Annotated in this window: 20 protein-coding genes and 2 riboswitches; of the genes, 6 read left to right on the forward strand and 14 right to left on the reverse strand. The window is 65.3% G+C overall.

Annotation, left to right across the window (positions count from 1 at the left end):
• Window positions 1–367: 367 nt before the first annotated feature.
• Window positions 368–1,132: an SDR family NAD(P)-dependent oxidoreductase gene (locus tag H3O04_RS04020; RefSeq protein WP_023475121.1), complete on the reverse strand. Its 765-nt coding sequence runs from the start codon at window positions 1,130–1,132 to the stop codon at window positions 368–370.
• A 140-nt stretch (window positions 1,133–1,272) separates the two neighbouring features.
• On the opposite strand from H3O04_RS04020, the gene H3O04_RS04025 reads away from it, so the two are divergent.
• A complete protein-coding gene (locus H3O04_RS04025) occupies window positions 1,273–2,190 on the forward strand; it encodes a LysR family transcriptional regulator (RefSeq protein ID WP_202587186.1) in 918 nt (305 codons plus the stop codon).
• Window positions 2,191–2,309: 119 nt separating this feature from the next.
• Here H3O04_RS04025 and H3O04_RS04030 read toward each other — a convergent pair whose 3' ends face one another.
• Window positions 2,310–3,233, reverse strand: a complete 924-nt coding sequence (locus H3O04_RS04030; RefSeq protein WP_105798149.1) for a LysR family transcriptional regulator — start codon at window positions 3,231–3,233, stop codon at window positions 2,310–2,312.
• A 108-nt stretch (window positions 3,234–3,341) separates the two neighbouring features.
• Between H3O04_RS04030 and H3O04_RS04035 the strand changes: the two genes are divergently transcribed.
• Together H3O04_RS04035 and H3O04_RS04040 are read left to right on the forward strand one after the other, a co-directional pair.
• Window positions 3,342–4,076, forward strand: a complete 735-nt coding sequence (locus tag H3O04_RS04035; RefSeq protein ID WP_202587187.1) for an SDR family NAD(P)-dependent oxidoreductase — start codon at window positions 3,342–3,344, stop codon at window positions 4,074–4,076.
• A 118-nt stretch (window positions 4,077–4,194) separates the two neighbouring features.
• On the forward strand, window positions 4,195–4,791 hold the full coding sequence (locus H3O04_RS04040) for an NADPH-dependent F420 reductase (RefSeq protein WP_202587188.1): 597 nt from the start codon (window positions 4,195–4,197) through the stop codon (window positions 4,789–4,791).
• Between the two features lie 67 nt (window positions 4,792–4,858).
• On the opposite strand, the gene H3O04_RS04045 is transcribed toward H3O04_RS04040, so the two are convergent.
• From H3O04_RS04045 to H3O04_RS04075, 7 genes are all read right to left on the reverse strand, one after another.
• Window positions 4,859–5,596: a transporter substrate-binding domain-containing protein gene (locus H3O04_RS04045; RefSeq protein WP_202587189.1), complete on the reverse strand. Its 738-nt coding sequence runs from the start codon at window positions 5,594–5,596 to the stop codon at window positions 4,859–4,861.
• Window positions 5,597–5,802: 206 nt separating this feature from the next.
• The gene (locus H3O04_RS04050) at window positions 5,803–6,714 is read right to left on the reverse strand and encodes an ABC transporter ATP-binding protein (protein ID WP_023475127.1); all 912 of its coding nucleotides are present in this window, start codon (window positions 6,712–6,714) and stop codon (window positions 5,803–5,805) included.
• A 45-nt stretch (window positions 6,715–6,759) separates the two neighbouring features.
• Window positions 6,760–7,734 (reverse strand): ABC transporter permease, encoded by a 975-nt coding sequence (locus tag H3O04_RS04055; protein WP_023475128.1) that lies wholly within the window; start codon window positions 7,732–7,734, stop codon window positions 6,760–6,762.
• Window positions 7,735–7,798: 64 nt separating this feature from the next.
• Complete coding sequence (gene atzF, locus H3O04_RS04060; protein WP_202587190.1) at window positions 7,799–9,670, reverse strand: allophanate hydrolase; 1,872 nt, start codon at window positions 9,668–9,670, stop codon at window positions 7,799–7,801.
• Window positions 9,667–13,275, reverse strand: a complete 3,609-nt coding sequence (gene uca, locus H3O04_RS04065) for an urea carboxylase (RefSeq protein ID WP_202587191.1) — start codon at window positions 13,273–13,275, stop codon at window positions 9,667–9,669. The genes atzF and uca overlap by 4 nt, the downstream gene beginning before the upstream one ends.
• A gap of 88 nt (window positions 13,276–13,363) precedes the next feature.
• The gene (locus H3O04_RS04070) at window positions 13,364–14,020 is read right to left on the reverse strand and encodes an urea amidolyase associated protein UAAP2 (RefSeq protein ID WP_011549113.1); all 657 of its coding nucleotides are present in this window, start codon (window positions 14,018–14,020) and stop codon (window positions 13,364–13,366) included.
• 11 nt (window positions 14,021–14,031) lie between these two features.
• A complete protein-coding gene (locus H3O04_RS04075) occupies window positions 14,032–14,787 on the reverse strand; it encodes an urea amidolyase associated protein UAAP1 (protein WP_202587192.1) in 756 nt (251 codons plus the stop codon).
• 57 nt (window positions 14,788–14,844) lie between these two features.
• Window positions 14,845–14,976: riboswitch (guanidine-I (ykkC/yxkD leader) on the reverse strand.
• A 432-nt stretch (window positions 14,977–15,408) separates the two neighbouring features.
• Window positions 15,409–15,530: riboswitch (guanidine-I (ykkC/yxkD leader) on the forward strand.
• Window positions 15,531–15,670: 140 nt separating this feature from the next.
• Between H3O04_RS04075 and H3O04_RS04080 the strand changes: the two genes are divergently transcribed.
• Window positions 15,671–16,693, forward strand: a complete 1,023-nt coding sequence (locus H3O04_RS04080; RefSeq protein ID WP_202587193.1) for an ABC transporter substrate-binding protein — start codon at window positions 15,671–15,673, stop codon at window positions 16,691–16,693.
• A gap of 147 nt (window positions 16,694–16,840) precedes the next feature.
• Here H3O04_RS04080 and H3O04_RS04085 read toward each other — a convergent pair whose 3' ends face one another.
• The 4 genes from H3O04_RS04085 to H3O04_RS04100 form a co-directional block, all read right to left on the reverse strand.
• Complete coding sequence (locus tag H3O04_RS04085) at window positions 16,841–17,641, reverse strand: phosphodiesterase (RefSeq protein ID WP_202587194.1); 801 nt, start codon at window positions 17,639–17,641, stop codon at window positions 16,841–16,843.
• A gap of 341 nt (window positions 17,642–17,982) precedes the next feature.
• Complete coding sequence (locus H3O04_RS04090; protein ID WP_334028330.1) at window positions 17,983–19,224, reverse strand: MFS transporter; 1,242 nt, start codon at window positions 19,222–19,224, stop codon at window positions 17,983–17,985.
• 406 nt (window positions 19,225–19,630) lie between these two features.
• Window positions 19,631–20,242: an ATP phosphoribosyltransferase regulatory subunit gene (locus H3O04_RS04095; RefSeq protein ID WP_202587196.1), complete on the reverse strand. Its 612-nt coding sequence runs from the start codon at window positions 20,240–20,242 to the stop codon at window positions 19,631–19,633.
• A 527-nt stretch (window positions 20,243–20,769) separates the two neighbouring features.
• A complete protein-coding gene (locus H3O04_RS04100) occupies window positions 20,770–21,732 on the reverse strand; it encodes a LysR family transcriptional regulator (protein ID WP_202587197.1) in 963 nt (320 codons plus the stop codon).
• 817 nt (window positions 21,733–22,549) lie between these two features.
• Between H3O04_RS04100 and H3O04_RS04105 the strand changes: the two genes are divergently transcribed.
• Window positions 22,550–22,783, forward strand: coding sequence for a hypothetical protein (locus H3O04_RS04105; RefSeq protein WP_011549124.1), 234 nt, complete (start codon window positions 22,550–22,552; stop codon window positions 22,781–22,783).
• 138 nt (window positions 22,784–22,921) lie between these two features.
• Here H3O04_RS04105 and H3O04_RS04110 read toward each other — a convergent pair whose 3' ends face one another.
• Window positions 22,922–24,043 (reverse strand): sensor histidine kinase, encoded by a 1,122-nt coding sequence (locus H3O04_RS04110; RefSeq protein ID WP_202587198.1) that lies wholly within the window; start codon window positions 24,041–24,043, stop codon window positions 22,922–22,924.
• 395 nt (window positions 24,044–24,438) lie between these two features.
• Here H3O04_RS04110 and H3O04_RS04115 point away from each other — a divergent pair.
• Window positions 24,439–25,465, forward strand: a 1,027-nt coding sequence (locus H3O04_RS04115; RefSeq protein WP_202587199.1) for an extracellular catalytic domain type 1 short-chain-length polyhydroxyalkanoate depolymerase, incomplete at its 3' end; no start/stop codon positions are given.

The following is a 25,465-nucleotide window of genomic DNA, read 5'->3' on the forward strand; positions in this document are numbered from 1 at the left end:
TCCGGTCGCAGGTCCATGAGCATCCCTTGGGTTGTGCTGACCTACCCTCTCCAGCCGTTTTCAGCGTCGAATAGCAAATGGCCGGTCTGGATGCAGAGCCGGCCATTTCTTTTTATCGGCCATTGATTGCCAAGGCCGAGGTCCGGAAAGGGACCTACCGTCGGATTTCCGAGTGGAGCAGTCGTTTGGCCGTCAGTTTCGGAGATGGAATTGCCGGCTGCTTCCGGCCGGCAACCGGGTCGATCCCCCGCCGCTTCGCCGCCAAGCACGGTCGGCGGCACCGCGACGACACACGCCGACGCGCTCCTGCCGGCACTAAAGACGATCGACGCGACCGCATGCCCCCCGTCGCGCCGATCACTCCCGCTCAGATCTGCTGCTGGCCGCCATCGACGAACAATTCGATGCCGTTCACGAAGCTCGCGTCGTCCGACGCCAGGAACAGCGCCGCGCTCGCGATTTCGCCCGGCTCACCGAGGCGCCCCATCGGGATCTGCGCCGCCAGATAGTCGGCAAGCCCCTGCCGCTGAGCCGCATCGTCGCCGGCGAGATCGAGCAGGCCGGGCGTGCGGGTCGCGCCCGGGCTGATCGTGTTCACGCGGATGCGTCGGTCCTTGAGGTCGAGAATCCAGCTACGCGCAAACGCACGCACCGCCGCCTTCGAAGCCGAATACACGCTGAACGCAGCGGTGCCCGCGCTACCCGCCGTCGAGCCGGTCAGAATCACCGATGCGCCATCGGCCAGCAGCGGCAGCGCCTTCTGCACGGTGAACAGCACGCCCTTCACGTTGCGGTCGAAGGTGTCGTCGTAGTGCGCTTCGGTGATGCTGCCCAGCGGCAGCATCGAACCGCCGCCGGCGTTGACGAACAACACATCGAGGCGCCCCTGTTCTTCCTTGATTTGCGCATACAGCGCGTCGAGCTCATCGAGCTTCGTGGAATCGGAACGCACGCCTGTGGCCGTGCCGCCGGCTTCACGGATACCCGCCACGGCGGCATCGAGTTCGGCCTGACGGCGGCCCGTGAGATAGACGTGCGCCCCTTCAGCCGCGAAGCGCTGGGCGGTGGCCAGGCCGATGCCGCTGGTGGCGCCGGTGACGAGTGCGATCTTGGTGTCGAGCTTGCGTGCCATGGTATTGCTCCTTTCAGTGGGTCAGCAGTGTTTGGGTTGGGTGTTACGTGCTGCGATGTGAGGAGAATATCGACGGCTCGATCTTTTCGAAATAGAATCAATCGCAATCAAACGTTTCATAAATGAAAAGATGAGGGGAAATGGCGCACCTGCCTGATTTCGAAGGATTGGCGATGTTCGCGAAGGTGGCCGAGCACGGGTCGTTTGCGGCTGCGGCGCGCGCGACCGGGGTATCGGTCGCCACCGTCTCCCGCGGGGTGGCGCGTCTGGAGGACCGGCTGGGCGCGCGGCTGTTCAATCGCACGTCGCGGCAGCTCTCGCTGACCGAGTTCGGCCGGACGATCAGCGAGAAGGCCGGCGAGATCTATCGCCAGGCCGAGGAAGCGGAAAGCTCGGCGCGCGAGATGTCGGTGCAGCCGCGCGGGCTGGTGCGTCTGGCCGTGCCGATGTCGTTCGGGCTGCGCTGGGTCGCGCCGCTGCTGCCGGGCTTTTTTCGCGCGTATCCGGAGGTGTCGATCGACCTGCATTTATCGGATGCGTCGGTCGACCTGATCGCCGATGGGTTCGACGCGGCGCTGCGTATCGCCGCACTGCCGGATTCGTCGCTGGTCGCGCGTCGGCTGTGCGCGGTCACGCAATTCGTGGTGGCGTCGCCGGCATATTTGCGACGCGAAGGGCGTCCGACGCATCCGCGTGAGCTGGCGGATCGCCCCTGCCTCCCGTACGCGTATCGCGCGCGGAGTGCCGTATGGCGCTTCACGAACGATGCAGGCGACGAGGAGTCGGTGATGCCGACGGGCCCGCTACGCGTCACCAACGCCGATGCGCTGTTGCCGACGCTGCTCGATGGGCTTGCGATCGCCGAGTTGCCGGAGTTCATCGCGGGCGAATATCTGGCCGATGGCCGTCTCGAAGCCATTCTCCCCGACTGGTCGCTGACGACGGGCGGGCTTTATTTCGTTACACCGTCGGCGCGGGCGCGACCCGCGAAGGTGACAGCGTTGTCCGACTACTTCGCCGAACATCTGGGCAATCCCGTCTGGCGATGGCCAAAGTGATGTTTCGGTGAGTGGCCGCGTCAGGCCCTCTGCTCGACGACCACACTGCCGCCGGATCGGATGCCTTGACCGCGACCGGCCGATAAACGATCGCCGCCATTCCCGAACGCGGCCGCACGTTACGTCGACTTCCCTCTTCGCCCCCTTCGCGAAGGACACTGGCCAAGGAGCTCGACCAGCCGCGTCTCGCATCCGGAAAACGCGTATCCGCGCCGCTGCGAGACCATGAACGTGAGTGGGCGCATGTGCCACGCGCGCCGCTGGAGCTCGACGAGCGTGCCCTTCGCGAGATCCGCGTCGACCATATGGCGCGGCATGTGCCCCCAGCACAGGCTCCCTTTGAGCAGGTCGTGCTTCGCGCCGAGGTCGTTCACCCACCACTGGCGCTCACTGGCGACCCCTTGCTGGGTCTTTTCCGCATCGGGCTGATTGTCGGTGACGACGAGCTGAATGTGCCGGCCGAATTCCTCCCGCGGGATCGGCTTCGCCATGGCAGCCAGCGGATGCGCCGGCCCACATACGGTCACCATTTGCGCATCGAATAAATGATGCCGTTCGATGGTGCCCGGGCTCAGCTCGGGCACGTCGGTGATCGTCACCGCCAATGCGCACGTGCCCTGGAGCACCAGACGCTCGCCGCCCTGCATGGTCGTCATGCGCAGATTGATGGCAACCGTCGGAAATTCCGCCTGCAGCGTGCGCAGGCATTCGATCAGGTGCGTGCGCGAAAAATAGGTGTCCACGGCAATCGACACCTGCGGGACGCCGGTTTCGGCGATCGCAACCGCACGCATCTTCATTTCCTCGGTGCGCGAGATCACCCCGCGCGCATCGGGCAGCAGGCTGCGGCCGGCAGCGGTGAGTGTCGCCTTGCGCGTGTTGCGCTCGAACAGCATCACGTCGAACGCGCTCTCGAGCGCGCCGATCGCATGACTGATAGCCGACTGCGCGCGCCTCAGTTCCCTTGCCGCTCCGGAAAAGCTTCCCTGGTCACACACGGCGACGAATGCCCGAAGTTGATTGATGGTGACGTTGTCGAGCATAGATCTATCTAAAAAGTAGATGGCACTTATAGATATTCAGTCAATTGGCTTCATGAATCAAGCGCGCCAGAATCGGGTTTCCCGCTCTTGTTTCGAAGGACGCACGACATGAACAGACTGAATGGCAAGACCGCCGTGATCACCGGCGGCGCAACCGGCATCGGCCGCGCCGCGGCAAGGCGCTTCATCGACGAAGGCGCGTTCGTCTTCCTCTTCGGCCGCCGGCAAGAAGCGCTCGACGCGGCGGTGGCCGACCTGGGGCCGCATGCCCGCGCGGTGCAGGGCTCGGTCTCCGACCCGGCCGACCTCGAGCGGCTCTACGCGGCGGTGAAAGCCGAGCGCGGAACCCTCGACATCGTCTTCGCCAATGCGGGGACGGGTAGTCCGCTTCCGCTCGGCCAGATCACCGCCGAGCACATCGACGCCACCTTCGACACCAATGTGAAGGGAACGATCTTCACGGTCCAGAAGGCGCTGCCGCTGATGGGCGCGGGCGGGTCGATCATCCTGACCGGGTCGAGCGCCGGCACCACCGGCGCGCCCGGCTTCACGGCCTACAGCGCGAGCAAGGCCGCGGTGCGCAACCTCGCGCGGACCTGGGCGGAGGACCTGAAGGGCAGCGGCATCCGGGTCAACGTGCTGTCGCCCGGCGCGACGGCGACCGAACTGGCCAAGGAAGCGCTGGGCGAAGCAGGCCAGAAGGCCTACGGCGCGCTGACGCCGCTGCAGCGGATGGCCGATCCCGCAGAGATCGGGGCGGTGGCCGCCTTTCTTGCGTCGTCGGACAGCAGCTTCATGACCGCCAGCGAGGTCGCCGTCGACGGCGGCCTGGCACAGCTCTGAGGAGAACGGCCCAATGACTCAATCGCTGAAAGGCAAGACCGCGCTCGTGACCGGCCAGACGATCGAGGCGAGCGGCGGTTACAAGCTCTAAGCACACCGGGAAACGAAGGAGAAACCCATGCGTTACGCAATCATCGGCTTCGGCAAGATCGGCCATGCGCTTGCCAGGGCATTCGCCCGCAACGGCATCGAAGTGGCCGTTGCAACCACGCGCGATCCGCAAAGCTTTACGGCCGATGCGGCCGCGATCGGACCGACGATCATTCCCGTTACCCTGGCGGAAGCGGTCAAGGCGGACGTCATCTTTCTGGCGGTTCGTTTCGAGTCGCACCCGGCGGTCGCCAAAGCGCTGGCCGACTGGAACGGAAAGACCGTCATCGACGCGATGAACACGCAGGCCCCGCTGGACGAACTGGATGGTCTCCCGTCCTCGGCCTTCGTCGCGAAAGCGTTCACCGGCGCCAGACTGGTGAAAGGCTTCAACCATCTGGCCGCTGGCGTTCTTGGCCAGGACCCGGCCGTCCACGGCGGCAGGCGAGTCGTGTTTCTGGCGAGCGACGATGACGAGGCCGCGGCGGAAGTGGGTACGCTCGCGGAACAACTCGGTTTCGCGCCGATCCAGCTTGGCGGGCTATCGGAAGGCGGATGGCTGGTACACGCGCGCGGAAATAACTGGGGGCGCCTGATCTTCAAGGACCTGGTCAGGTTCGACTGATCGACGTCGGCTTTCAGCCATTTCGCCGAGTCGAATGGACGGTTGCCATTCACAGCCGGGCGGCGACCTATCCTGTCGGCGAGACGGCTGGATCGATCTCGCGAGCCGTCAACCCGAATCTCGCCATGCGGGCGCGATGGTCCGGCGAGCCGACATACGCGCGCAGTTGCCGATTGAACGCCGTCAGGAGATCCCGGTTTTCCCGGTTGAATGAAAACGCGCCCAGCGGAGGCGTCCGCTGGCTGCCGTTGCCATCCGGCTCGTGCGCGACGGCCTCGATCATCGCGCTGCCTATCCGGCCCGCCACGATGCGATTCCCCAAAGCGGTGCTCGCATAGGCGTCGATTACGCCGGAGAGCACGGCCGCGATCGCGTCGGCTTGCTGTTCGAAGACGACGATTTGCCGCCGGCTCACGCCTGCCGCCATCGCGGAATCATGCTGTACCTGTCCGGCGATGATGCCGAGGCGCGCATCGGGACGTTCGGCGATCGACGCATAACGCCTGAGCGCCTTCGGGTTGCCGGGCCGCACCAGGAAACCGTCCTCGATTCCCCACACCGGCACGCTGAACGCAACGGTATTGGCCCGCTGCGGTGTCACGAAGAGCGGCACGTTCATGTCCCAGTGACCTGATGCGAGGCCGGGCAGCAATTCGCCGAACGTCGTCGGGCAATACTCGACGCGGGTGACGCCTATCTGCCGGAGAATCGTCGCCGCGAGCTCGAGATCGGCGCCTCTCGCGGTGCCATCCGCTTCGGTCCACCCAAACGGAGGTTCCTCGATGTACGCAATGGTTACCTTCATCGCTTTCTCTCGCAAGCCGAAGAATCGATCGGGAATGCATCAGCTTACCGTGGGAAGTCGAGGTCCACTACGAATGGACAAAATTAATCCGGGTGTAATCAAGTTGACGACATTATTTTGGTGCGGCTGTCAGTGAAGTCGTCAACTCGATCAGCAGGGTCCGGTACGACATGAATCGCGGCGCGACGGAATGCATCGGCCCCACGCTATTCGACGTTATCCGCCACGTCCGTCATCCGGATCATGTGCGGCTTGATGCCGTCGTCTTCGGCGGTCGCGGCCTCCCGCGGATGAATCAGCGCTTCGAGCCGCGCCTTCGTCGCGACGAACTCGGGCGTATTGACCTGCGAATAATCGCGCGGCCGCGGCACCGGCACCTCGATCAGCTCCTGCACCCCGCCCGGATTCGCCTTCAGCACCAGAATCCGGTCGGCCAGAAAGATCGCCTCGTCGAGGTCGTGCGTGATGAACAGGATCGTCACGTCGATGTTGCGCCAGATGTCGAGCAGATGGGTCTGCATCCTGGCCCGCGTCTGGGCGTCCAGCGCGCCGAACGGCTCGTCCATCAGCAGGATGCGCGGACGGTTCGCGAGCGCGCGGGCAATCGCCACGCGCTGCTTCATGCCGCCCGACAGCTGATGCGGATACACGTCGGCGAAACGCGTCAGCCCGACGAGATCGAGCCACTGCAACGCCTCGCGCTCGGCCACGCCGCTGCTGCTGCCGTTCATGCGCAGGCCGAACATCACGTTCTTCTTCACCGTGAGCCACGGAAACAACGTATAGCCCTGGAACACCATTCCGCGATCGGCGCCCGGCCCGTCGACCGGCTTGCCGTCCAGCAGCACGTCGCCGCTCGTCTGCGCGTCGAGCCCGGCGAGAATCCGGATCAACGTCGACTTGCCGCAGCCGGACGGGCCGATCACGCACACGAACTCGCGCCGGTGCGTGCGGAAACTGATGTCGTCGAGCGCGACGCACTCGCCCTGCGGCGTCGTGAAGCGCTTGCCGACGTGTCGCACGTCGAGTATCACGTCGCGGGCCTTCAGCCGCGCGAAGCGCTCGCGCACCGCGTCGGACTGGATCAGGTAATCGGGAACGGCTTGCGGGTTCTGCATGATGCCCTCTGCGGAAATCGGTCGATGGGGACGTGCGGGCGACGCTCACGCTTTCAGCGTGCGGTCCCACGGAAAGAGCCGGCGGCCGAGCAGCCCGAGCACGATGTCGGTGCCGAGGCCGATGATCCCGATCATCAGGATTGCCGCATATACGTTGTCGAAATGCTGGTAGCGCGCCTGCTGGCTGATGTACCACGTGATGCCCGAACTCGTGCCGACCAGCTCGGCGACGATCAGGTAAGTCCACGCCCAGCCGAGCAGGATGCGCTGATCGCGATACAGGTCCGGCAGCACGCCCGGAATCACGACGTGCGTGAGCAGCTTCAGCTTCTTCGTGCCGAGCGTCATCGCGGCCTCGAACAGCCCGTATTCGAGCTTGCGCGTGGTGTTCGCGATGATCAGCACCTGCTGGAACAGCGTACCGATCACGATGATCGCGATCTTCGGCGCGTCATAGATGCCGAGAATCGCGACCATCAGCGCGCCGAACGCCGGCGCCGGCAGGTAGCGGAAGAACTCCAGGAACGGCTCCTGCAGCCGCGCGAGCGCACTGAAGGTGCCGCAGACGATGCCGAGCGGCACGCCGATCGCGGACGAAATCACGAAGCCCCAGAAGATGATGCGGATGCTGTGCCACAGGCTTTCGTGCAGCCACACGCCGTCGCGCGACGCGGGCGGTGTCGTGAACGCCGTGTAGAACGCGCGCAAGACCTGGTGCGGCGCCGGCAGGTAGACCGGATTCGCGCGCTCGCCCTCGGGCACCGCCGCGTGCGCGGCCCGTGCATGCGCGAGTTCGTCGTCGAACACGTCGCGGTCGATCTGCATGCCGGTCTGGAAATAGTCGACGCTGCCCGGATTCGTGATGCGCATCTGCGGATGCCAGACGAACGGCACATAACTGATCAGGCACCAGACGGCGAACGGCAGCAGGAAGGACGCCAGCGCGAGCGTCCATTTGCCGCGCGTCGTCAGTTCGCGGCGCACCGCGAGCCAGCCGGTCGTGTTGCGGGTCGTTGTCATCGGAATCTCCGTATCGTTTCAGGTGCCGGTCGCGCGGATGCCGCGGCATCGCGCGACCGTGTGTTCATTGCAATGCGCTGCCGGCCGCCTGCGCGTGGTAAGCGCGCCAGCCGCCGAAGCGCGTGATGTCCTGCGCATCGTCGAGGGCCACGCTTTCGCACAGGAAGCCCTGCACGCGCGCACCGTCGGCGAGCGTCAGCGTGCCGATGCCGAGCGGCGCCGTGATACCGGCGACGAAGCTGCCGTACGCGTCGACCGGCATCTCCCAGACCTCGACCGCGATCGGTGCGCCATCGTTCGGCACACGCACGAGCCCCGGCTTGGCGACGCCACCGCTTGCCTCCGCGGACAGCGCATAGAGGCGATAGGCCGGCGCGGTGGTGGTCGCGGTGACGAAGCGCGCGCCGCGCTGCGTGAGCTGCCCGTTCAACGGTTCGCCGCGCAGATGCGCGCCGACGACGGCCACGCGCACGACACCCGCGGCTGCGGCACGCGCCGACATCGCGGCCGCGGGCGGCCGAACGTCGTCGACGGCGGCCGCGCCCTCGCCCCACGCCTGTGCGAGATCCAGCAGCCGTGCATCGTCGTGCGCACGCCCGACGAACGTGATCCCGAACGGCAAGCCCGCATGCGGCCCGGTTGCGCAAGTACCCGCAGGCACCGCGATCGCCGACAGGTCGAGCAGGTTCACGAAGTTCGTGTAGTAGCCGAAGCGCGAATTGATCGCGATCGGATCGGCTTCGAGCGCATCGACGGTCGCGGTCGTCGCCGAGGTCGGCATCACGATCGCATCGAGGCCGTCCCACGCGCGGGCCGCATCGACGCGCAGCGCCGCCAGCCGGTCGAACGCGGCGAACGCGTCGGCGGCGCTGAAGCGCGACGCGCCGCCGACGATTTCGCGGATCACCGGATGCAGCGCGTCGGGTTCGCGCGCGGCGAATGCGCCGATCGCGGCCAGCCGCTCGGCAACCCACGGGCCGTCGTACAGCAGCCGCGCGGCGGCCAGGAACGGTGCGAAGTCGATCTCGACGACCCGCGCGCCGGTCGCGCGCAGCCGTTCGAGCGCCGCGCCCCAGGCCGCGCGATACGATGCGTCGCCGAAGAATTCGAGCTGATCGGCACGCGGCGTGCCGAAGCGCAATTGCGCGAGCGGCCGCGCCGGCTGCGCGCGCAACCCGTCCGCGCCCAGCAGCGGCTGCCAGGCGCGCCCGTACGGATCGCCGTCCGTCACGCCGTGCGCGGCGGCGAACACGGTGCGCGCGTCGTCCGCCGAACGCGCGAACACCGACACGCAATCGAGCGACCGGCAGGCCGGCACCACGCCGAGCGTGCTCAGCACGCCGCGTGTCGGCTTGAGCCCGACGAGCCCGTGGAAGGCGGCCGGCACGCGCCCGGAGCCCGCCGTGTCGGTGCCGAGCGAGAACGTCGCGACGCCGAGCGCGACGGCCACCGCCGACCCGGAACTCGAGCCGCCCGACGCGTAGCGCGGGTCGAGCGCATTGCGGCACGCACCGTAAGGCGAGCGCTGCCCCGAGAGCCCGGTCGCGAACTGGTCGAGATTGGTCTTGCCGACGGGAATCGCGCCGGCCGCGATCAATCGCTCGACCACCGGCGCGCTGCGTGCCGGCGTGTATGCGTAGGCGGGGCAGCCTGCGGTCGTCGGGATGCCGGCGAGGTCGATGTTGTCCTTGATCGCGAACGGCACGCCGTACAGCGGCAACGACGCGATGTCGCGTCCGGCCAGCGCGTCGGCATACGACATCATCTCGTCGCGCGTGAGCGGCCTGATCCACGCATGGTGCGAGTCGCCCGCGTCGAAATGCGCGGCGATCGCGTCGACGAGCGCATGCGGCGTCAGGTCGCCCGCCGCATAGCGGGCACGCAGCGCGGCAATCGAGCGCAGCCCGGGCAGCACCGGGCGGTCCTTCGTGCTCATGCGACCTCCTCGGCGGCGCCCGCCTTCATCACCATCAGCCGCTGGCCGGCCACCACCGCCGCGCCAGGCGCGCAATCGATCGTCTCGATCGTGCCGTCTTCCGTTGCCGTCACCGCCACCTCCATCTTCATCGATTCGACGATCGCGACGACCTGCCCTTCGGTCACGCGCTCGCCGGCGTCCACCAGCACCTTCCACACGCTGCCCGACACGTCGGCGGCAATCGCCCGCTGCGTGTCGTCGAGCGCACCCGCTACCCGGTCCGCTTGCGCGTCGCCCGGCTCCGCGTCGCCGACGTATTCCGCGTGGCCCGCCGCGCGCCAGCGCTCGCGCTCCGCGTCGAACGCGGCCTGCTGTGTCGCCTTGAACGCGGCGATCGACTCCGCCTCGTCGTGCAGGAAGCGGTTGTAGGCGCGCAGATCGAACACCGATTCCTCGATCTTCAGCGTCGCGCGGCCCGCGATGAAATCCGCACGCAACGCAGTCAGCTCGGCCTCGCTGACTTCGTAGAAGCGGATCTCGTCGAAGAAGCGCAGCAGCCATGGCTTGCCGGCCTCGAATTCGCGCGTGGTACGGTGGCGGTTCCACATCTGCACGGTGCGGCCGACGAACTGATAGCCGCCCGGCCCTTCCATCCCGTACACGCACAGGTACGCGCCGCCGATGCCGACCGCGTTCTCCGGCGTCCAGGTGCGCGCGGGGTTGTATTTCGTCGTCACGAGCCGGTGGCGCGGATCGAGCGGCGTCGCGACGGGCGCACCGAGGTAGACGTCGCCGAGGCCCATCACCAGATAGCGCGCGTCGAACACGATGCGCTTCACGTCGTCGATGCTCGCCAGGCCGTTGATGCGCCGGATGAACTCGATATTGCTCGGGCACCACGGCGCATCGGGCCGCACCGACTGCATGTAGCGCTCGATCGCGACGCGCGTCGACGGGTCGTCCCACGACAGCGGCAGATGCACGATGCGGTTCGGCACACGCAGGTCGGCCACGTCGGCAAGTTCGCGCTCGGCGGCCTGCAGATGCGCGAGCAGCGCGTCGAGCGGCAGCGTCCGCGCGTCGAACTGCACCTGGAGCGAGCGGATGCCCGGCGTCAGGTCGAGCATGCCGGGCAGCCGGTGCGCGTCGAGCCAGCCCATCAGCGCGTGCACGCGAAAGCGCAGGTTCAGATCGAGCACGAGCGGCCCGTATTCGACCAGCACGTTGCGGTCGCCCGAGCGCCGGTAGACGACGCCGATGCCGCCGCCGGCCGACGGGTCGCGATGCAGCACGCAATCGTCGAAGGAGCCGGATGCCGCAGCGGTAACGTCACGTGTCGCCTCCACGACCGCCGCAGTCGCTATCCCGGCCAACACGCCCGCGCGCACGAACTGCACGGTATCGCCCGGCCGCAACTGCCCGAGCTTCCACAACTCGTCGCGCACGACCGTCACCGGACACACGAAGCCGCCGAGGCTCGGCCCGTCCGGGCCGAGAATCACCGGCATGTCGCCGGTGAAATCGACGGCGCCGATCGCATACGCGTTGTCGTGGATGTTCGACGGATGCAGCCCCGCCTCGCCGCCGTCCGCACGCGCCCATTGCGGCTTCGGGCCGATCAGCCGCACGCCGGTGCGGCTGGAGTTGTAATGGACGGTCCACTGCGTGCCGTAGAGCATCGCGATGTCGTCCGGCGTGAAGAAATCCGGCGCGCCATGCGGACCGTCGAGCACGCCGAGCGTCCATGCATGCGTCAGCGCGGGAATCTCGGCCGCGGCCAGCGTCGCACCAGCGTCGCCGCGCCCGGCGTCCGCGTGCAGATGCAGCACGTCGCCCTTGCGAAGCGCGCGGCCGGCATGGCCGCCGAACTGGCCGAGCGTGAAGGTCGCCTTGCTGCCGAGATAGTCGGGCACCTGCAGCCCGCCCTTGACGGCGAGACACGCGCGCACGCCCGCGCCGGTCACGCCGCCCAGTTTCAATACCGCGCCCGGTCGGGCCCGCACGACCTGCCAGAACGGCACAGCTTCACCGTCGAGCGTGGCCGCGAGCGGCGCACCGCCGAGCACGAACAGCGTCGCGCTATTGAAGCGCAGCGTCGCGCCGACCATCGTGAATTCCAGCCCGGCCGCGTCGCGCGCGTTGCCGAGCAGCGCGTTTGCGAGATCGAATGCGCGATCGTCCATCGGCCCCGACGGCGGCACGCCGACGCTCCAGTAGCCGACCCGCCCGGGCGCCTGCTGCACGGTGGTCTGCACGCCGCCGTCGAGCACGTCGATCGTGTGCGGCGCGAACGCGAAGCGCGACAGGAAGGCAGTGGTCGGCGCGCCGCGCGCGAACGTGTCGGAGCCGACGACCGCACGCAGGTAGTCGAGGTTGGTCTCGATCCCGTACAGCTCGGTCTGGTCGAGCGCGGCCCGCAGCGCGGCCAGCGCGTCGCGCCGCGTGTCGCCGCGCACGATCAGCTTCGCGAGCAGCGGATCGTAATGCGCGCTGATCTCCGTGCCCGCCTCGATCCAGCCGTCGACCCGCACGTCGTCGGGAAACGCAACGTGCGTGAGCAGTCCGGCGCTCGGCTGGAACTGCTTGTTCGGGTCCTCCGCATAGAGCCGCACCTGGATGCTCGCGCCGCGCGGGGCGACGGCGAGCGTGTCGAGCGGCGGCAGGTCGCCTTCGGCCTGCAGGAGCATCCATTCCACGAGATCGACGCCCGTCACGGCTTCGGTCACGCAATGCTCGACCTGCAGCCGCGTGTTCACCTCGAGGAAATAGAACTGCCGCGTGCTCGCGTCGAACACGAATTCGACCGTGCCGGCCGATGCGTAGCCCACCGCGCGCGCGAGCCGCACCGCGCTCGCGTGCAGCGCGTCGCGCTCGGCGTCGGTCAGGTCGGGCGCGGGCGTTTCCTCGATCACCTTCTGGTTGCGCCGCTGCACCGAGCAATCGCGTTCGCCGAGCGCGATCGCGCCGCCGCGGCCGTCGCCGAAGATCTGCACCTCGATGTGCCGCGCGTGTTCGACGAACTTCTCGAGATAGACGCCCGCATGCGCGAAATTCGCGGCGCCGAGCCGCACGACGGATTCGAACGCTGCGCCGAGCTGCGCGGCATCGCGGCACAGCGACATGCCGATGCCGCCGCCGCCCGCGGTGCTTTTCAGCATCACCGGATAGCCGATCGCGTCGGCTTCGGCGAGCGCCATCGCGACGTCGGCGAGCAGCCCGGTGCCGGGCAGCAGCGCGACGCCGTGCGCGGCCGCGAGTTCGCGCGCGGTGTGCTTGAGGCCGAACGCGCGCATGTGATCGCCGCGCGGCCCGATGAAGCGCAGGCCCGCCGCTTCGCACGCGTCGGCGAAGCCCGCGTGCTCGGACAGGAAACCGTAGCCGGGATGCACGGCCTGCGCGCCGGTTTCGCGCGCGGCGGCGAGGATCGCCGCGACGTTCAGATAGCTGTCGGCCGCCGGGGCGGGCCCGACCCGCACGGCTTCATCGGCGAGCGCTACGTGGCGCGCGTCGCGATCGGCATCCGAATAGATCGCGACCGATGCGATGCCGAGGCGCTTCAGCGTGCGGATCACGCGGCACGCAATTTCGCCGCGGTTCGCGACGAGGACTTTGGCGAATCTCATGTTGCCTCCCGCAGCGAACGTGTCGGCCCGGAGTAGCGCTTCAGCGCGTACTCCGGCCCCATGCAAAGCAAGCGAGCGTGGAGGCCGTTCATTCCGCCTCCCAGATCATGAGGCGCACGGGCGTCGGGTTGTAGCCGTTGCACGGATTGTTGAGTTGCGGGCAGTTCGAGATCAGCACCGTGACGTCCATCTCCGCACGCATCTCGACGTACTTGCCGGGCGCCGAGATGCCGTCCTCGAACGTGAGCCCGCCGAGCGGCGTGACGGGCACGTTCATGAAGAAGTTGACGTTGCCGACCAGGTCGCGCTTGGTGAGCCGCGCGCCGGCGCCGCACGTGCAGTGCGAGATCGCGTTGAGGAAGCTGTCGCGGCAGTTGTGCATATAGCGCTTGTCGAGCGCATAGCGCACCGTGTTGCTCTCGGCCGCGCACGCGCCGCCGAGCGTGTCGTGACGGCCGCACGTATCGGCGACGATCGTCGCCATCGGGTTGCCGCGGCTCGACATGAGCACGCTGCCGGCGCTCAGGTACAGGTTGCGCTGCGAGCGGATCGTGTCCTGCGCGCTGTAGCGCTCTTCGGGATCGTCGGTGCGGTAGAACAGCGTGTCGACGGCCTGGTTGCCTTCGAGGTCGAGAATGCGGAAGGTCTGCCCGCGCTTCAGGTCGTGCAGCCACGGGTCGCCCGCGCTCAGCGTGACGTCGTGGATCGCGTCGCGCGGGTCGAGACGGCTTTCGATGATCGGCATGGTCTCGCTCCTCATGCGAACAGACGGTCGGTGTTGGCGAAGCCGCGCATGTTCTCCGCGCATGCGCGCCGGCACGGGTCGTCGTCGGGCGCCGCGCCGTCGGCCGGATACGCGCGGTACGCGATCAGCTTCACGGCTTTCGGCGCATAGTCCGGGCGCGGATCGAGCGGATGCGGCGCGGTCGAGAACGCCGCGAGCGTGTTCATCTCGAAGCGCAGGTCGAACGCGCTGCCGGCCGGCGAATGTCCGGCGACGAACTCGAGCGCGCCGTCGTCGCGTGCATCCAGCTTGCTGAAGAAGTTGACGTTCGCGGCGAGGTCGCGCGCCGACAGTCCGTATTTGGCGAGTTCGAGCACGAGGCTGTCGCGGGCGTTGCGGGTCATCGCGTTGCGATCGGCCTGGTACGACGACGTGCCGTACTTGTGCGCGAACAGCCGCGCATCGCCGACGCCGCCGAGCGGGTCGTGCCAGCCGAGCGTGTCGGCCGTGATCGACGCGATCACGCGGCCCATGTCCGTATACAGCGCATGGCCGCGCGTCAGATGCGCGGTGTGCTGCGCCTTCAGCGTGTCGGCCATGTTGTAGCGTTCGAGCAGGTCTTCCTGGCGATGAAAGACAGCGGACAGGTTCGCGCCGCCGTCGACGTCGACGATGCGCAGCGCGAGGCCGCGGCGCAGGATGCCGGACCAGTGGGTTCCGGCGGGAATCAGCGTTTCCCACGCGACGTGCGGCGGCGGGGCAAGAATGGCTTGGGGGCTCGGCGACATGGCGGCTCCGGGATCGGTTGGACAAAAGGCGTGAGAGGGCGACCGAACGACATCGCGACCTCCCGGGCTTTTATCCCTCCGTGGAGCCTCGCCGTTTCCTCTCGTCGAGGCGAAGGCAAGACCGGATTGCTCTCGGACCAGGCATCGCGCGGCACACGCCGCACGACCGGAACCCTAGCGATCCTGAAGATGATGCAAATTGCTTCGCACCTCTCGGGCATCGAATAAGCGAGTTGCGTGCCAGCCGCCGCTCGATGACCGCACGACGCGGCCCGGCGGCGCGATGCCGCGCGACATCCGAATGACCGACGCATTCGCTTGCCCTCGCGGCGGGCGCGCGGCGCACCATGCGCACGCAAGCGCGCACCGGTGCAGTGCGCGTCGCGTGCTCGCCCACCGGCCGATGCGTGATGGCATGGGCATTGCTGAACCCATGCACCGTCACCTCATATCCGATCCTTCATGAACAAGCTCGACCTGCTCCGGCGCGTACTGCACGCGCTGTTCGCCGCCCGCTTCATCGAACTTCAGCGCGCCACCCGCCGCCGTTGAATCGCCTTGCCGCGCGCCGTTGGCACGCTTCTCGCTCGGCATGACGCCGAGAGGTGCGGCGGCGTCGCATCTTAGGGTTGCTAGGGTTCCGGTTCATCGAACGTCTGGTCCGAGAGCAGCCCGGCGCGAGTTCGTCCGGTCGCGAGACCGGATGCACGCGTGCTACACGGCGGGACAAAAGCCCGGGAGATTGGCGATGGCAACGGCCATCGCGCCTCTCCGTGGCCGCTTCGTTCGTTCCGCATCCGCAGGAACCGGTCACGCAGCCGGACCATGTGCTCGCGCACGGTCCGTATCGACGATCCCGATCCCGGTCTCCTGGAGAACAACGATGACCCGTCCCGCCCCGGCGTTTCGCCACCTGCCGTCCTTCCGTTTCATCCGTCATGCATTGGGCGCCGCCGTCGCGGCCGCCACGCTATGGGCGGCGCCTGCCGCACAGGCTGCCGCACCGCTGAAGATCGGCTACAGCGACTGGCCCGGCTGGGTCGCGTTCCAGGTCGCGCTCGACAAGGGCTGGTTCAAGGAGGCCGGCGTCGACGTCGATTTCGAATGGTTCGATTATTCGGCGTCGCTCGACGCATTTTCCGCAGGCAAGCTCGATGCGGTCGCGGCGACCAACGGCGATGCGCTGGTAACGGGCGCGTCCGGCGCGAAGAACGTGATGATCCTGCTGACCGACTACTCGGCCGGCAACGACATGATCGTCGCGAAGCCGCCGCTGCGCACCGTCGAGGCGCTGAAGGGCAAGAAAATCGGCGTCGAGCTCGGCCTGGTCGACCATCTGCTGCTCGAAACCGCGCTGCAGAAGCACGGGCTCAAGGACGGCGACGTCACGCTCGTGAATGCGAAAACCAACGAGCTGCCGCAGGTACTCGGTTCGTCGGCCGACATCGCCGCGGTGGCCGCATGGCAGCCGAACGCCGGCGAGGCGTTGAAGCGCGCGCCGGGCGCACGGGCGATCTTCACGTCGGCGGATGCGCCGGGGCTGATCTACGATGCGATCACCGTCGCGCCGGCGAGTCTCGCCGCGCGTCGCGCCGACTGGGCGAAGGTGATCAAGGTCTGGTATCGCTGCGTCGCGTACATCAACGATCCGAAGACGCAGGCCGATGCGGTCAAGATCATGTCGGCGCGTGTCGGGCTCGCGCCGGCGCAATATCTTCCGCTGCTGAAGGGCACGCATCTGCTCGACGAGGCGGCCGCGAAGCGTGCGTTCCGCAAGGGCGACGGGCTCGATTCGATCTACGGCTCGACGCGCAACGCGAATGCGTTCAACGTGCGTAACGCCGTGTACAAGCAGTCGCAGGACGTCGACGCGTATATCGATCCGCGGCTCGTCGATGCGCATTGAGGGCGGAAAGCCTGCCGGCGCGGCAATGCGCTGCGCCGGTGGGCGACTCTGATGCGCTCACGTGCTCCGAGGTCGCAAGCGGTCATTGCCCGTCCATGCCGTGCCGATGCCTCGTACGTCATCGACCGCCATGTGTTGACGGGGCGCTTACGCGAAAGGGAACGGGCCCTCGAAGTGCCCCACGTAACACAAGTGGGAAACCGCTGGCTGACCTCGACCTGCCCAGCGATGCAGCATGTATGCAGGGGGTTCGAGAAAGGAAGCGGGCTGCGCGTCCGCTTCAACGCGCAGCGCAATCTGAGTGGTCGTGCTCGGGCAGGTGAGTACCGGAACGCGTCCAAGACGTGTCTGCATCGACCGGTGGACGTGCCCGGCAAGAATACGATCTACGTTGTCGTGGCGCGCCAGAACCGCAGCAAAGGCCTCGGCATTTCGCAACCCGTAGATGTCCAGATAAGGAATGCCGGTCATGAACGGTGGATGGTGCATGACGACAACCACGGTCCGATTGCGATGCTCGGCAAGTTCAGTGTCGAGCATCGCCAGGGTTTCGGCGTCCAGTTCACCGTGATGTAGCCCTGGAACGGAGGTGTCCAACGCCACGAGGCGTAGTTCGCCCACGTCCAGCGCGAACGAGAGTGCGCCCTCGTCCGGAAGCCACGCGTGATCCGGGAATGCGGCTCGCAGATTGCCACGGTCGTCATGATTACCCGGCAGAACCACGAACGGTCGCCTCAACTCGACGAGCAGTTCGCGAAGTTTTCGATACTCGTCTTCGGTGCCCTCGTCCGTCAGGTCGCCGGAGATGACGACCAGGTCTGGCTCAGGTCGAATGCGGTTCAGCGAATCGACGGCCGCCGAAAACATGACGTTGGAATCCACGGCGTCTTGATACAGGACGCCGTGAGGCCGGACATGAATATCGGAAAGTTGTGCGATGACCGTCACTCGGCGCTCCGTTGGCTTTGACCTGCCCGTACATCGATCGAGAAGATTTTAGGCCGGACAAAATTCGCCCATCGACAGAGGCTTTCGGTGACAACGGTCGGGCGCCATGCGCGCTCAATCGTGCGTCAGCGTGGCTGATTCGGGATGACAAGCAGACGCACACGCCGGGTGGCGAAGCAAGAAAGGCGGCTTCTGGCCGAACGCGGCCGGCCGCCGCCCCGTGACGCGCGACCGGCGCAGATCGACCCTGACCGGTCGATTAAATCGCTACAAAGCGGTCACTCGATCATGTCTCGGGTTAAGACTAACCCGCACATACATATGGCATTTCTTGACACGATCTACACAGTCGGTCTCGATTCGGGCACCGCGGGTGATTCGAATGCATGGGGATATTCGTGCCGAAACCAATCTTTCACCTGATCGTGGTTGAGCGCAAAGAATTCGCGCGATCGTGGTATGAGGACAAAACCAAAAGCGAGCAGACAAGTGGCAAGGCCGAAGCATGTATAAACCTCGCCCACCGGCCAATGCGTGAGCGCCGCGCCTGCGATCATCGGTCCAAGGATGCCTGCAATCTGCGTGGTCATCATGCTGGCGGCGAGAATGCGCACGCGGAAATTCTGCGGGATAGCCAATGAGCGGTGAGTCGCGCCAACGAGGCCCACCGACGCGTTGGCGAAACCCACACATGTGAAGGCCAATACGAGAACGATGGGTGAATGGACCCAGCCCGAAGCAGCAAGAGCCAGCCCTTCGCACATAGCGGCCCCCACCCGGACGTTGAATCGGCCGAAACGACTAACTAGTGCATCAGAACCACGAAAGCTTCCGAGTAGTAAACCTATCGATAAGGCCGCTTCGCAAGCACCTAGCCAGAGACCCGACAGCCCAAGTGATTGCACTTTGAGCGGGATCAGCATGCCGACTGCGGGGCCTTGGAATATCCAGACGAGGAAGTTTACAAGTGTCCAGCCGCGCTCCAACGGGACGATCCATTTAGCATGCAGTCCGGCGCGCAGGTCATTCCACCAACGAGCTAAACTGCGATGGTGTTCGCGATGCTGAGATTGGGACGGAAGCTGCAAAGTCACGTAAGCAGCGACGCCGAGTAATATGCCGTTCATCCAAAATGTTGCGGCGATACCGCCCAAGGCCAGTGTCGCGCCAGCCAATGCTGGACCTAAGGCACGGCCGGCCGCTTGCGTCGATTTACGAAGACGAAGCGCTTCCCCCAAACGATTCGCCGGAAGAAGTTCGGCCGAAATGGTGGAACTGGCCGGATCGATGAAAGCTTTGGCTATGACACTGACCACGCCTATGCAGATGAGAAGCATCAGTCGGTAGTCGGACAGCGAGGCGAGCGTAGCGAGGGTAAAGGCGACCACCATCAGGGTGCATAGACCCCATGCAATCTGCGGTCTCTTTGCGTAGCGATCCCCTAGCGGCGAAAGCAGTGGCATTGCAAAAATCGTGATGATGGCAACGCTTACGCTGTAGGTCGCCAAGTCGTGCGCGCCACCCCGGTGAACGATCCACCAAGGGAGCGTGATATAGCCAACCATTTCTGCCAGGATCCTCATCAGATCGCTTAGAAGCAGACTGGCGAGAGGGACGCTGATTGAGTTTATGCGTGCTTTGATTTCCCGAAACACCGCCTTCCCCCTGTTGAGTTCGAAGATGCTACCTCAACATTTTTCTCGCCGTTTAGATGCACGTCTCCAGAGGCCGACGTTTTATTAGTGGCGACATACAGGGCCGATTCGCGACTGGCGACGCTTCGGATAGCGATGGTCAGCAATTCACGTAGGTATGTCGAGCGTCCCTTCCTGGCCGTATGCCGCCCGACGCGTTCGGCTGTAGTCGACCCACAAGGAGCAGTCGAGATCGCGGAAAGCCGACATTCGCGCCATCGCTTTACTACATGTAGCCGGTGATATGGCGCTTGCGACTGTCCGGAGCCGCAAGCCGCACCGGCATTGGATTTCGCTACACGAGCCCCTGAGCGGTCATCGCTAACAATAGTCGCTCAGCGCCGATGCCGAAACCGGCTCCCTGCTGATAGGCGCCGCCACCCACCACTTGCTGTTGGGCTCCGAGTTCGGTACAGCGTATTTCGAAGCCCCGACCGTTCAGATAGTAGCTGAGGCCTCTGCGGGCCGAATCGTCGATTTCATAGCGGAGGCCGAGTGTATCAAAAAAGCCGAGCGCCACCTCCCGACTGCGTTTGAGGGCGGATTCCGGGTTGGGGCATAGATACTCAAATCCTAGTTGGGAGAATTCGCGGTAGCGACCGGCTTGAGGTCGTTCATAGCGGTAGCATCGAGCGATATAAAACAACATCCGCTCCCGTTGTCGGCCCAGCAGCTCGCTGCATCGCTCCTGGAACAGCGCCGTTGCCTCAGGAATCAGGCAGCAAGCGCGTCCCTTCTTATCGGGAAAGGCCCACATCTGGCCGATGATCTCGCTACCCCCGGCTTTTTGAATGAATGTATCTTGCGACCACAACGCCGGGACAATCGCCTCCTCTGCTCCAGCGTTAATGAAGATAGCTCCGGAATTGGGTTTCCAGAGCGCGAATTTGTGCAGCTTCCTCGCCAACGATGAAACGTGTTCCGCGAATCATGGTCATGAAAGTCTCCTCGGGGTGAAAAATAAAAAAGGCGCCGTAGGCGCCTTGGTCGTTTGTACAGGAAGGGGAAACTGCAACCCCGGATGTCCTGCTATGGACGTAACGAACCACGGCGCATCGAGTGACGACCGTGATGATGACGAGATTGGTTCGGGACGTTACGGAGTTCCATGCTGGCCATATTGGCACATTAATTTTGATTTGTGAACCGATCCACATGTCTCGGAGGCCCCGACGTGATCTCAAGGACCAAAACGAGTCACGTGGCTAAAGATCGTCGACAGTCTATCCTCTGTTGCCGACCGACCGGTTCTGGCCGAACATGGCCGGCCAATGCTCTGCAATGTGCGGCCGTCGCAGTTCGACCCGCTGTAGCCATTGGATGCCTCGGCAACTCAACGGCAAGGTTCAGTGCCAAGCTGATCTTCGGATGTCCAACTGCATGCACCGGCGAAGATCCTCGGACATTAGCACTGATGGGCTGTTACTCCGCGCTTTAGTAACGGACTGCGCAAGTGGCCGTCCCGGGCTGCCCTTTACTCTCTTGACGCGGCGTCAAGAGCCGTTCAAGCAGATCGGCGCTGTCTAGTTGCGCAATCCACCAGTTTAAAGCGTTCCCTACCTTGTCCTCGCGCCAAGCGAGGTAGCCATTCGTGAACTCGCGCACACCCACAATGCGACGCGCGACCAGCCTGCCTTCGTGTATCGGTTCTTTCGCTACGAAATCAGGCAGCATCCCGACAGCGATACCTTCACACAGTGCTTGCAGTTTAGCTGCGAGCGTCGGCACGATGACCAGTGGCTGTCCGTCACGGGTGGCCACAGATTGCCGTTGCAGTTCGCGAGAAGTGTCACTGATGACAACGCCTCGATATCCTGCGATCGTTTCGCTCTCCAACGGCTCGGGGATGCGGGCGAGTGGATGGTCCGGAGCCACGACAAAAACGTGCCGGAGAGTTCCGATTGGCCGGGCCGCTATATTGGCGGCATGCGGCGGCTCGCCGAACGCCCCTATCGCGAGATCGGCACGCCGCGTAACCAGGGCATCCCACACGCCCCCAAGCACCTCGGTGGAAAGACTTAGCTGGGTATTCATCTCCAGGTCGTAGAAGGCATGGACATATGGCCATAAGGACTGGATTGGCAAGATTGCATCGACGCATAGTCGAAGCTCCGATTCCCATCTGTCTCGAATGCCTTTTGCTTTGGCCTCCAGGTGTCGAGCCGCGTCTAAAAGTCGACGCCCATCTTCCACAACAGCACGACCCGCTTCCGTGAGTCTCGTCCGTCTGCCGCTGCGATCGAACAGCTCGACATCCATGTCGCTTTCCAGCTTTTGCACAAGGTAAGTGAGCGTGGACGGAACTCTATGCAACAACTCGGCCGCCTCGGCGAATGTACCGGTCCGGTCAATTGCATCCAAAACTTCGAGAACTTCAAATGACAGCTTGGTCGCCATGCAGCATCCTTAGATACTTCTATCGTTCACAGGCTTCACCGCGACGGCCGAGCGGCTTTGCCGCAGCAACGCTTCCATGCGGTTGCCCAACCTTTCGGGACTCGCTCGGATGCTGATCAAATGGACAAAGGCGATGTCGTCCCTGACTCGGATGCTCTCGTTGACGAAGCATCCGGCCACTCAATGGTCATTGCGGCAAGAGTCTAAGGTACACGCTGCCGTTTGTCTGCTCGTGGCGTGACGCACAGTCAGCCAGGCGCATGATTCCGCTCGCGTCAATTTAGTTGTCGCCCCGCCAGCGCAGCCACGGGCCGTTTATCGGTAGCGGCGAGCGGCGACCGAGTCGCATTCCGGGTCAAGCGCCACGGCATCGACCGGTGTCCGGTGTGCGTGTCCCAAGACGATCGGACGCGCCCATATTCGCGCCTTCGCGTTCAGGGCGTGGCGTGCCGCGACGGATACGATTGGCACGCGTGAGTCCGTTGGCAAGGTACAGTCGACGTTCGAATGGCTGCTTGAGAGCGATTGCCTAGGACTGTCGAGGCCGACTGCTGCCCGACACGGGCGGCAACAGCCGACCCAGAACGGGCCTTCAGATTTATCCAAAGCGGCCAATCGTTGTGACCTGCGGCGGGATTTTATAGCCTCGCTCGATGAGTATCTTGGCCTCGGCGCGACTGCGGAATCATTCCCGATTAAATCGCTTCTCCCGCAGCGTGCCGTTGGAACCTTCAACGGAGTCGTTCTGCCAAGGGCGGCAAGAACGGACACAGCGTGTACGATCTGGTCTTCAAGAAAACCATCCAAGGAGAGAGGAATGAATCCGGAACAGGCCCGAGCCGAAGAAACCCAGGCGATGGAGCGCATGGTGGCCGCCACGCTGCGCGTGCAGAGTACGTTCGCCTCGATGCAGAAGCAATTTCCGCCGCAAGGCAGCGGCGAGCCTTCGCCGTTCGCGCTGCAAACCTTTGATGCCGCCCTGCAGGAACTTGAAGACGCACAGGCCGCGTTCGATGCGCTGCTGAACGATCTGATCGACGGTAACCGCTAAAGGCTACGCCCTTATCCGCACCGATTGCCGACGATCTAAAAAGCTGTGTCGAATGGCCGTTCCTGGCCGGTAGCGGCCTCTCGCCACCGCCGACCGCAAGCCCGACGGCTAATCATCCCCCGATCCGCGCTTCCCGCTTCATACACCTCTCGGCAGCCGCACCGCAAACACGGTTTCCGTCTGATCGGACCGCGCGTCGATCCGGCCGCGATGCGCGTTGGCGATTTCCCTCGCGATGAACAAGCCGAGCCCCAGGCCGGCATCGTCACCCTTCCTTCCCTGACGCTCGTCCCCGCGCTCGAGCGGATCGAAAATGCGGTCGAGCGTGCGCGGATCGATCGCCGGCCCGCTGTTGCCGACCTCGACGAACACTTCATCGCCGGTCGCCGTGGCCACCACCCGCACCGGTGTATCGCGCGCGCCATACTTGATGGCATTGCTCACCAGGTTGCTCAGCAACTGCTGCATTCGCTGGTCGTCCCACTCACCCCGGAGATCGCCGCGCATATCGACGGTAATTTCGCGATCCGGATGACCGGCCCGCAACTCGTCCACCACATTGTCGAGCACATGTGCGAGATCGATATTGCGGGGAACGACGTTGATGCCCAGCCCGAGCTGGGTTCGATTGAAATCGCAGAGATCGTCGAGAAGACCCTGCATGCGGCCGCCGCTTCTGATCAGCCGAGCGGCGGCCTCCGATACGGCCTCGCCTGCGTTGAGGGCGGCAAGATACGACGCCGTGAGCTGGATGGTCTGCAGCGGCGTGCGCATGTCGTGACTCAGCATGCCGAGAAGCAGGTTGCGAGCCTGTTCGACCTGTTCGGTAAAAAAAGAGACTGATTCGGCCAGCGCTTGATCGATCGCTTCGTTGAAGCGAATCATGTCGTCCATATCGGGCGTGGCCGGCTGACACGCATCGATCCACAGCCGCAGCACACTGGCACGCAGCGCCCGATACTCGGCTGCCAGCTGGTTGATGTTGAAGCCCCGCCGGGCGCGCAGAACGGCATGCGTCTGGGCGGCCGTCTCGCTGGCGTTCGCCGGCTCGGGGGCGCGCCCCAGCGATTTTTCGTGTTGCGCTTCCCGCGTTTGCGGGGTCGCGATGTCCTTGGCGACGGCGATCAGGATTTCGCGAGCATGGTCGCGTAGCCCCTGCGAGTTCATGTGCCTCGCGGCCGGTAACAGCGTGGCGGCAAACGCTTCCCACTGCACCAGGATCGTTTCCATGTTCCGTACGATGAAATCAGCAAGACGCATATCGCCCCTCACAACGGAATGAACGTTGGACGCTTCTGTCGAACCGCACGATATCACTGAATAACGGCGTTATCCGACGATTCGATCGCCGCCGTCGTCATTTCCGGCTGCACGGGCGGTGAACGCCCGGCGGCCAGGGCCCGGCGGGCCGGACGATTCCGGATGCACCATGGTCCTTTTCAGGGCCGAAGTAGGCTTCGATTCGCACGCCCGTCACGTCGGGCGGCCAGCATCGCCGATAATCGATGCGCGTCACCCCCGTTCTGCCGGACGCCGTCTTTCGGTTGCCGCGGCACCGGCAGCACGAACCTTGCTTCGCGCCCGTTCGACTTCCATCCGACGGTGGAGTCGGCCGCCTCTTCCCGCCACGGCCGGCCGCCGGCACGAAACTGCACATGCCCAGGAAAAAATCCAGCCTCTGGCTGCGGCATCTCGAACTGTTTTCCATCGCGACCGGTGCGCGGCCGAAGAAGCGGGCCGGCAAGCCGCGACCGGCCGCCCAAAAAACCGCCGCGAAGGCCGCTCAACGGCCCGCCAAGCCGGCCGCCCCCGCTCGCGCCCGCGCCGCCAAACGGACAGGTGCCACGCATACCGCACGCACACCGTCGGCCCAACCGCCCGGCACCTGGCTGCGCTCGTTTCATTCCGCCGGTCCGAGTGCTGGCCGGCTCGTGAACCATCTTGCGTATGCGCTGTATCTTCCCACCGCACCCGCCAAGACAGCGGGCATGCCGGCGGTCGTCATGCTGCACGGCTGCAAGCAGACCGCCGAATCGTTCGCCACGGGCACGCGCATCTGCCGTCTGGCCGAGCGCGCGGGGTTCGCCGTGCTGTTTCCCGAACAGGCCAAGACGGCCCATGCGCACCGCTGCTGGCACTGGCATGGCGACGCGACCGAGTCCGAAGCCGCGGCCGTCGCGTCGCTGGTCGACGCCATCGTGCGGCGCCACGGCTTCGATCGCGACCGGATCTACGTGGCCGGCTTGTCCGCCGGCGCCGGGCTCGCCGCCGCGCTGGCGCTCCGGTATCCCGACCACTTCGCGGCCGTCGGCCTGCACTCCGGCCCGGCCATCGCGCCGCCGTCGTCGACGATGGCCGCGATGAGCCTGATGCGTCGCGGCCTCCGCGACGATCCGGTCGCCGCGCTCGACGCGTGCGCCGACGTCGCGTCCTATCCCGGCATGCCGGCCCTCGTCATCCACGGCGCGCTCGATACCGTCGTGACCGACCGGAACGCGACGCAGCTCGGCATCGCGTTCGCGCGGCTCAACCGGCTCGTCGACGAACACGGGGCGATCCGCATTGGCGAGCAACGCAGCTACGCGCAGGACGATGCGGACTACGTCGATTATCTGAAGAGCGGCCGGCTGGTCGTCAGGGTGTGCATCGTCCGCCGGCTGCCGCATGCGTGGAGCGGCGGGG

The sequence above is a fragment of the Burkholderia sp. KCJ3K979 genome (genome assembly GCF_016759955.1).
In the GTDB taxonomy this organism is placed as follows: domain Bacteria; phylum Pseudomonadota; class Gammaproteobacteria; order Burkholderiales; family Burkholderiaceae; genus Burkholderia; species Burkholderia orbicola.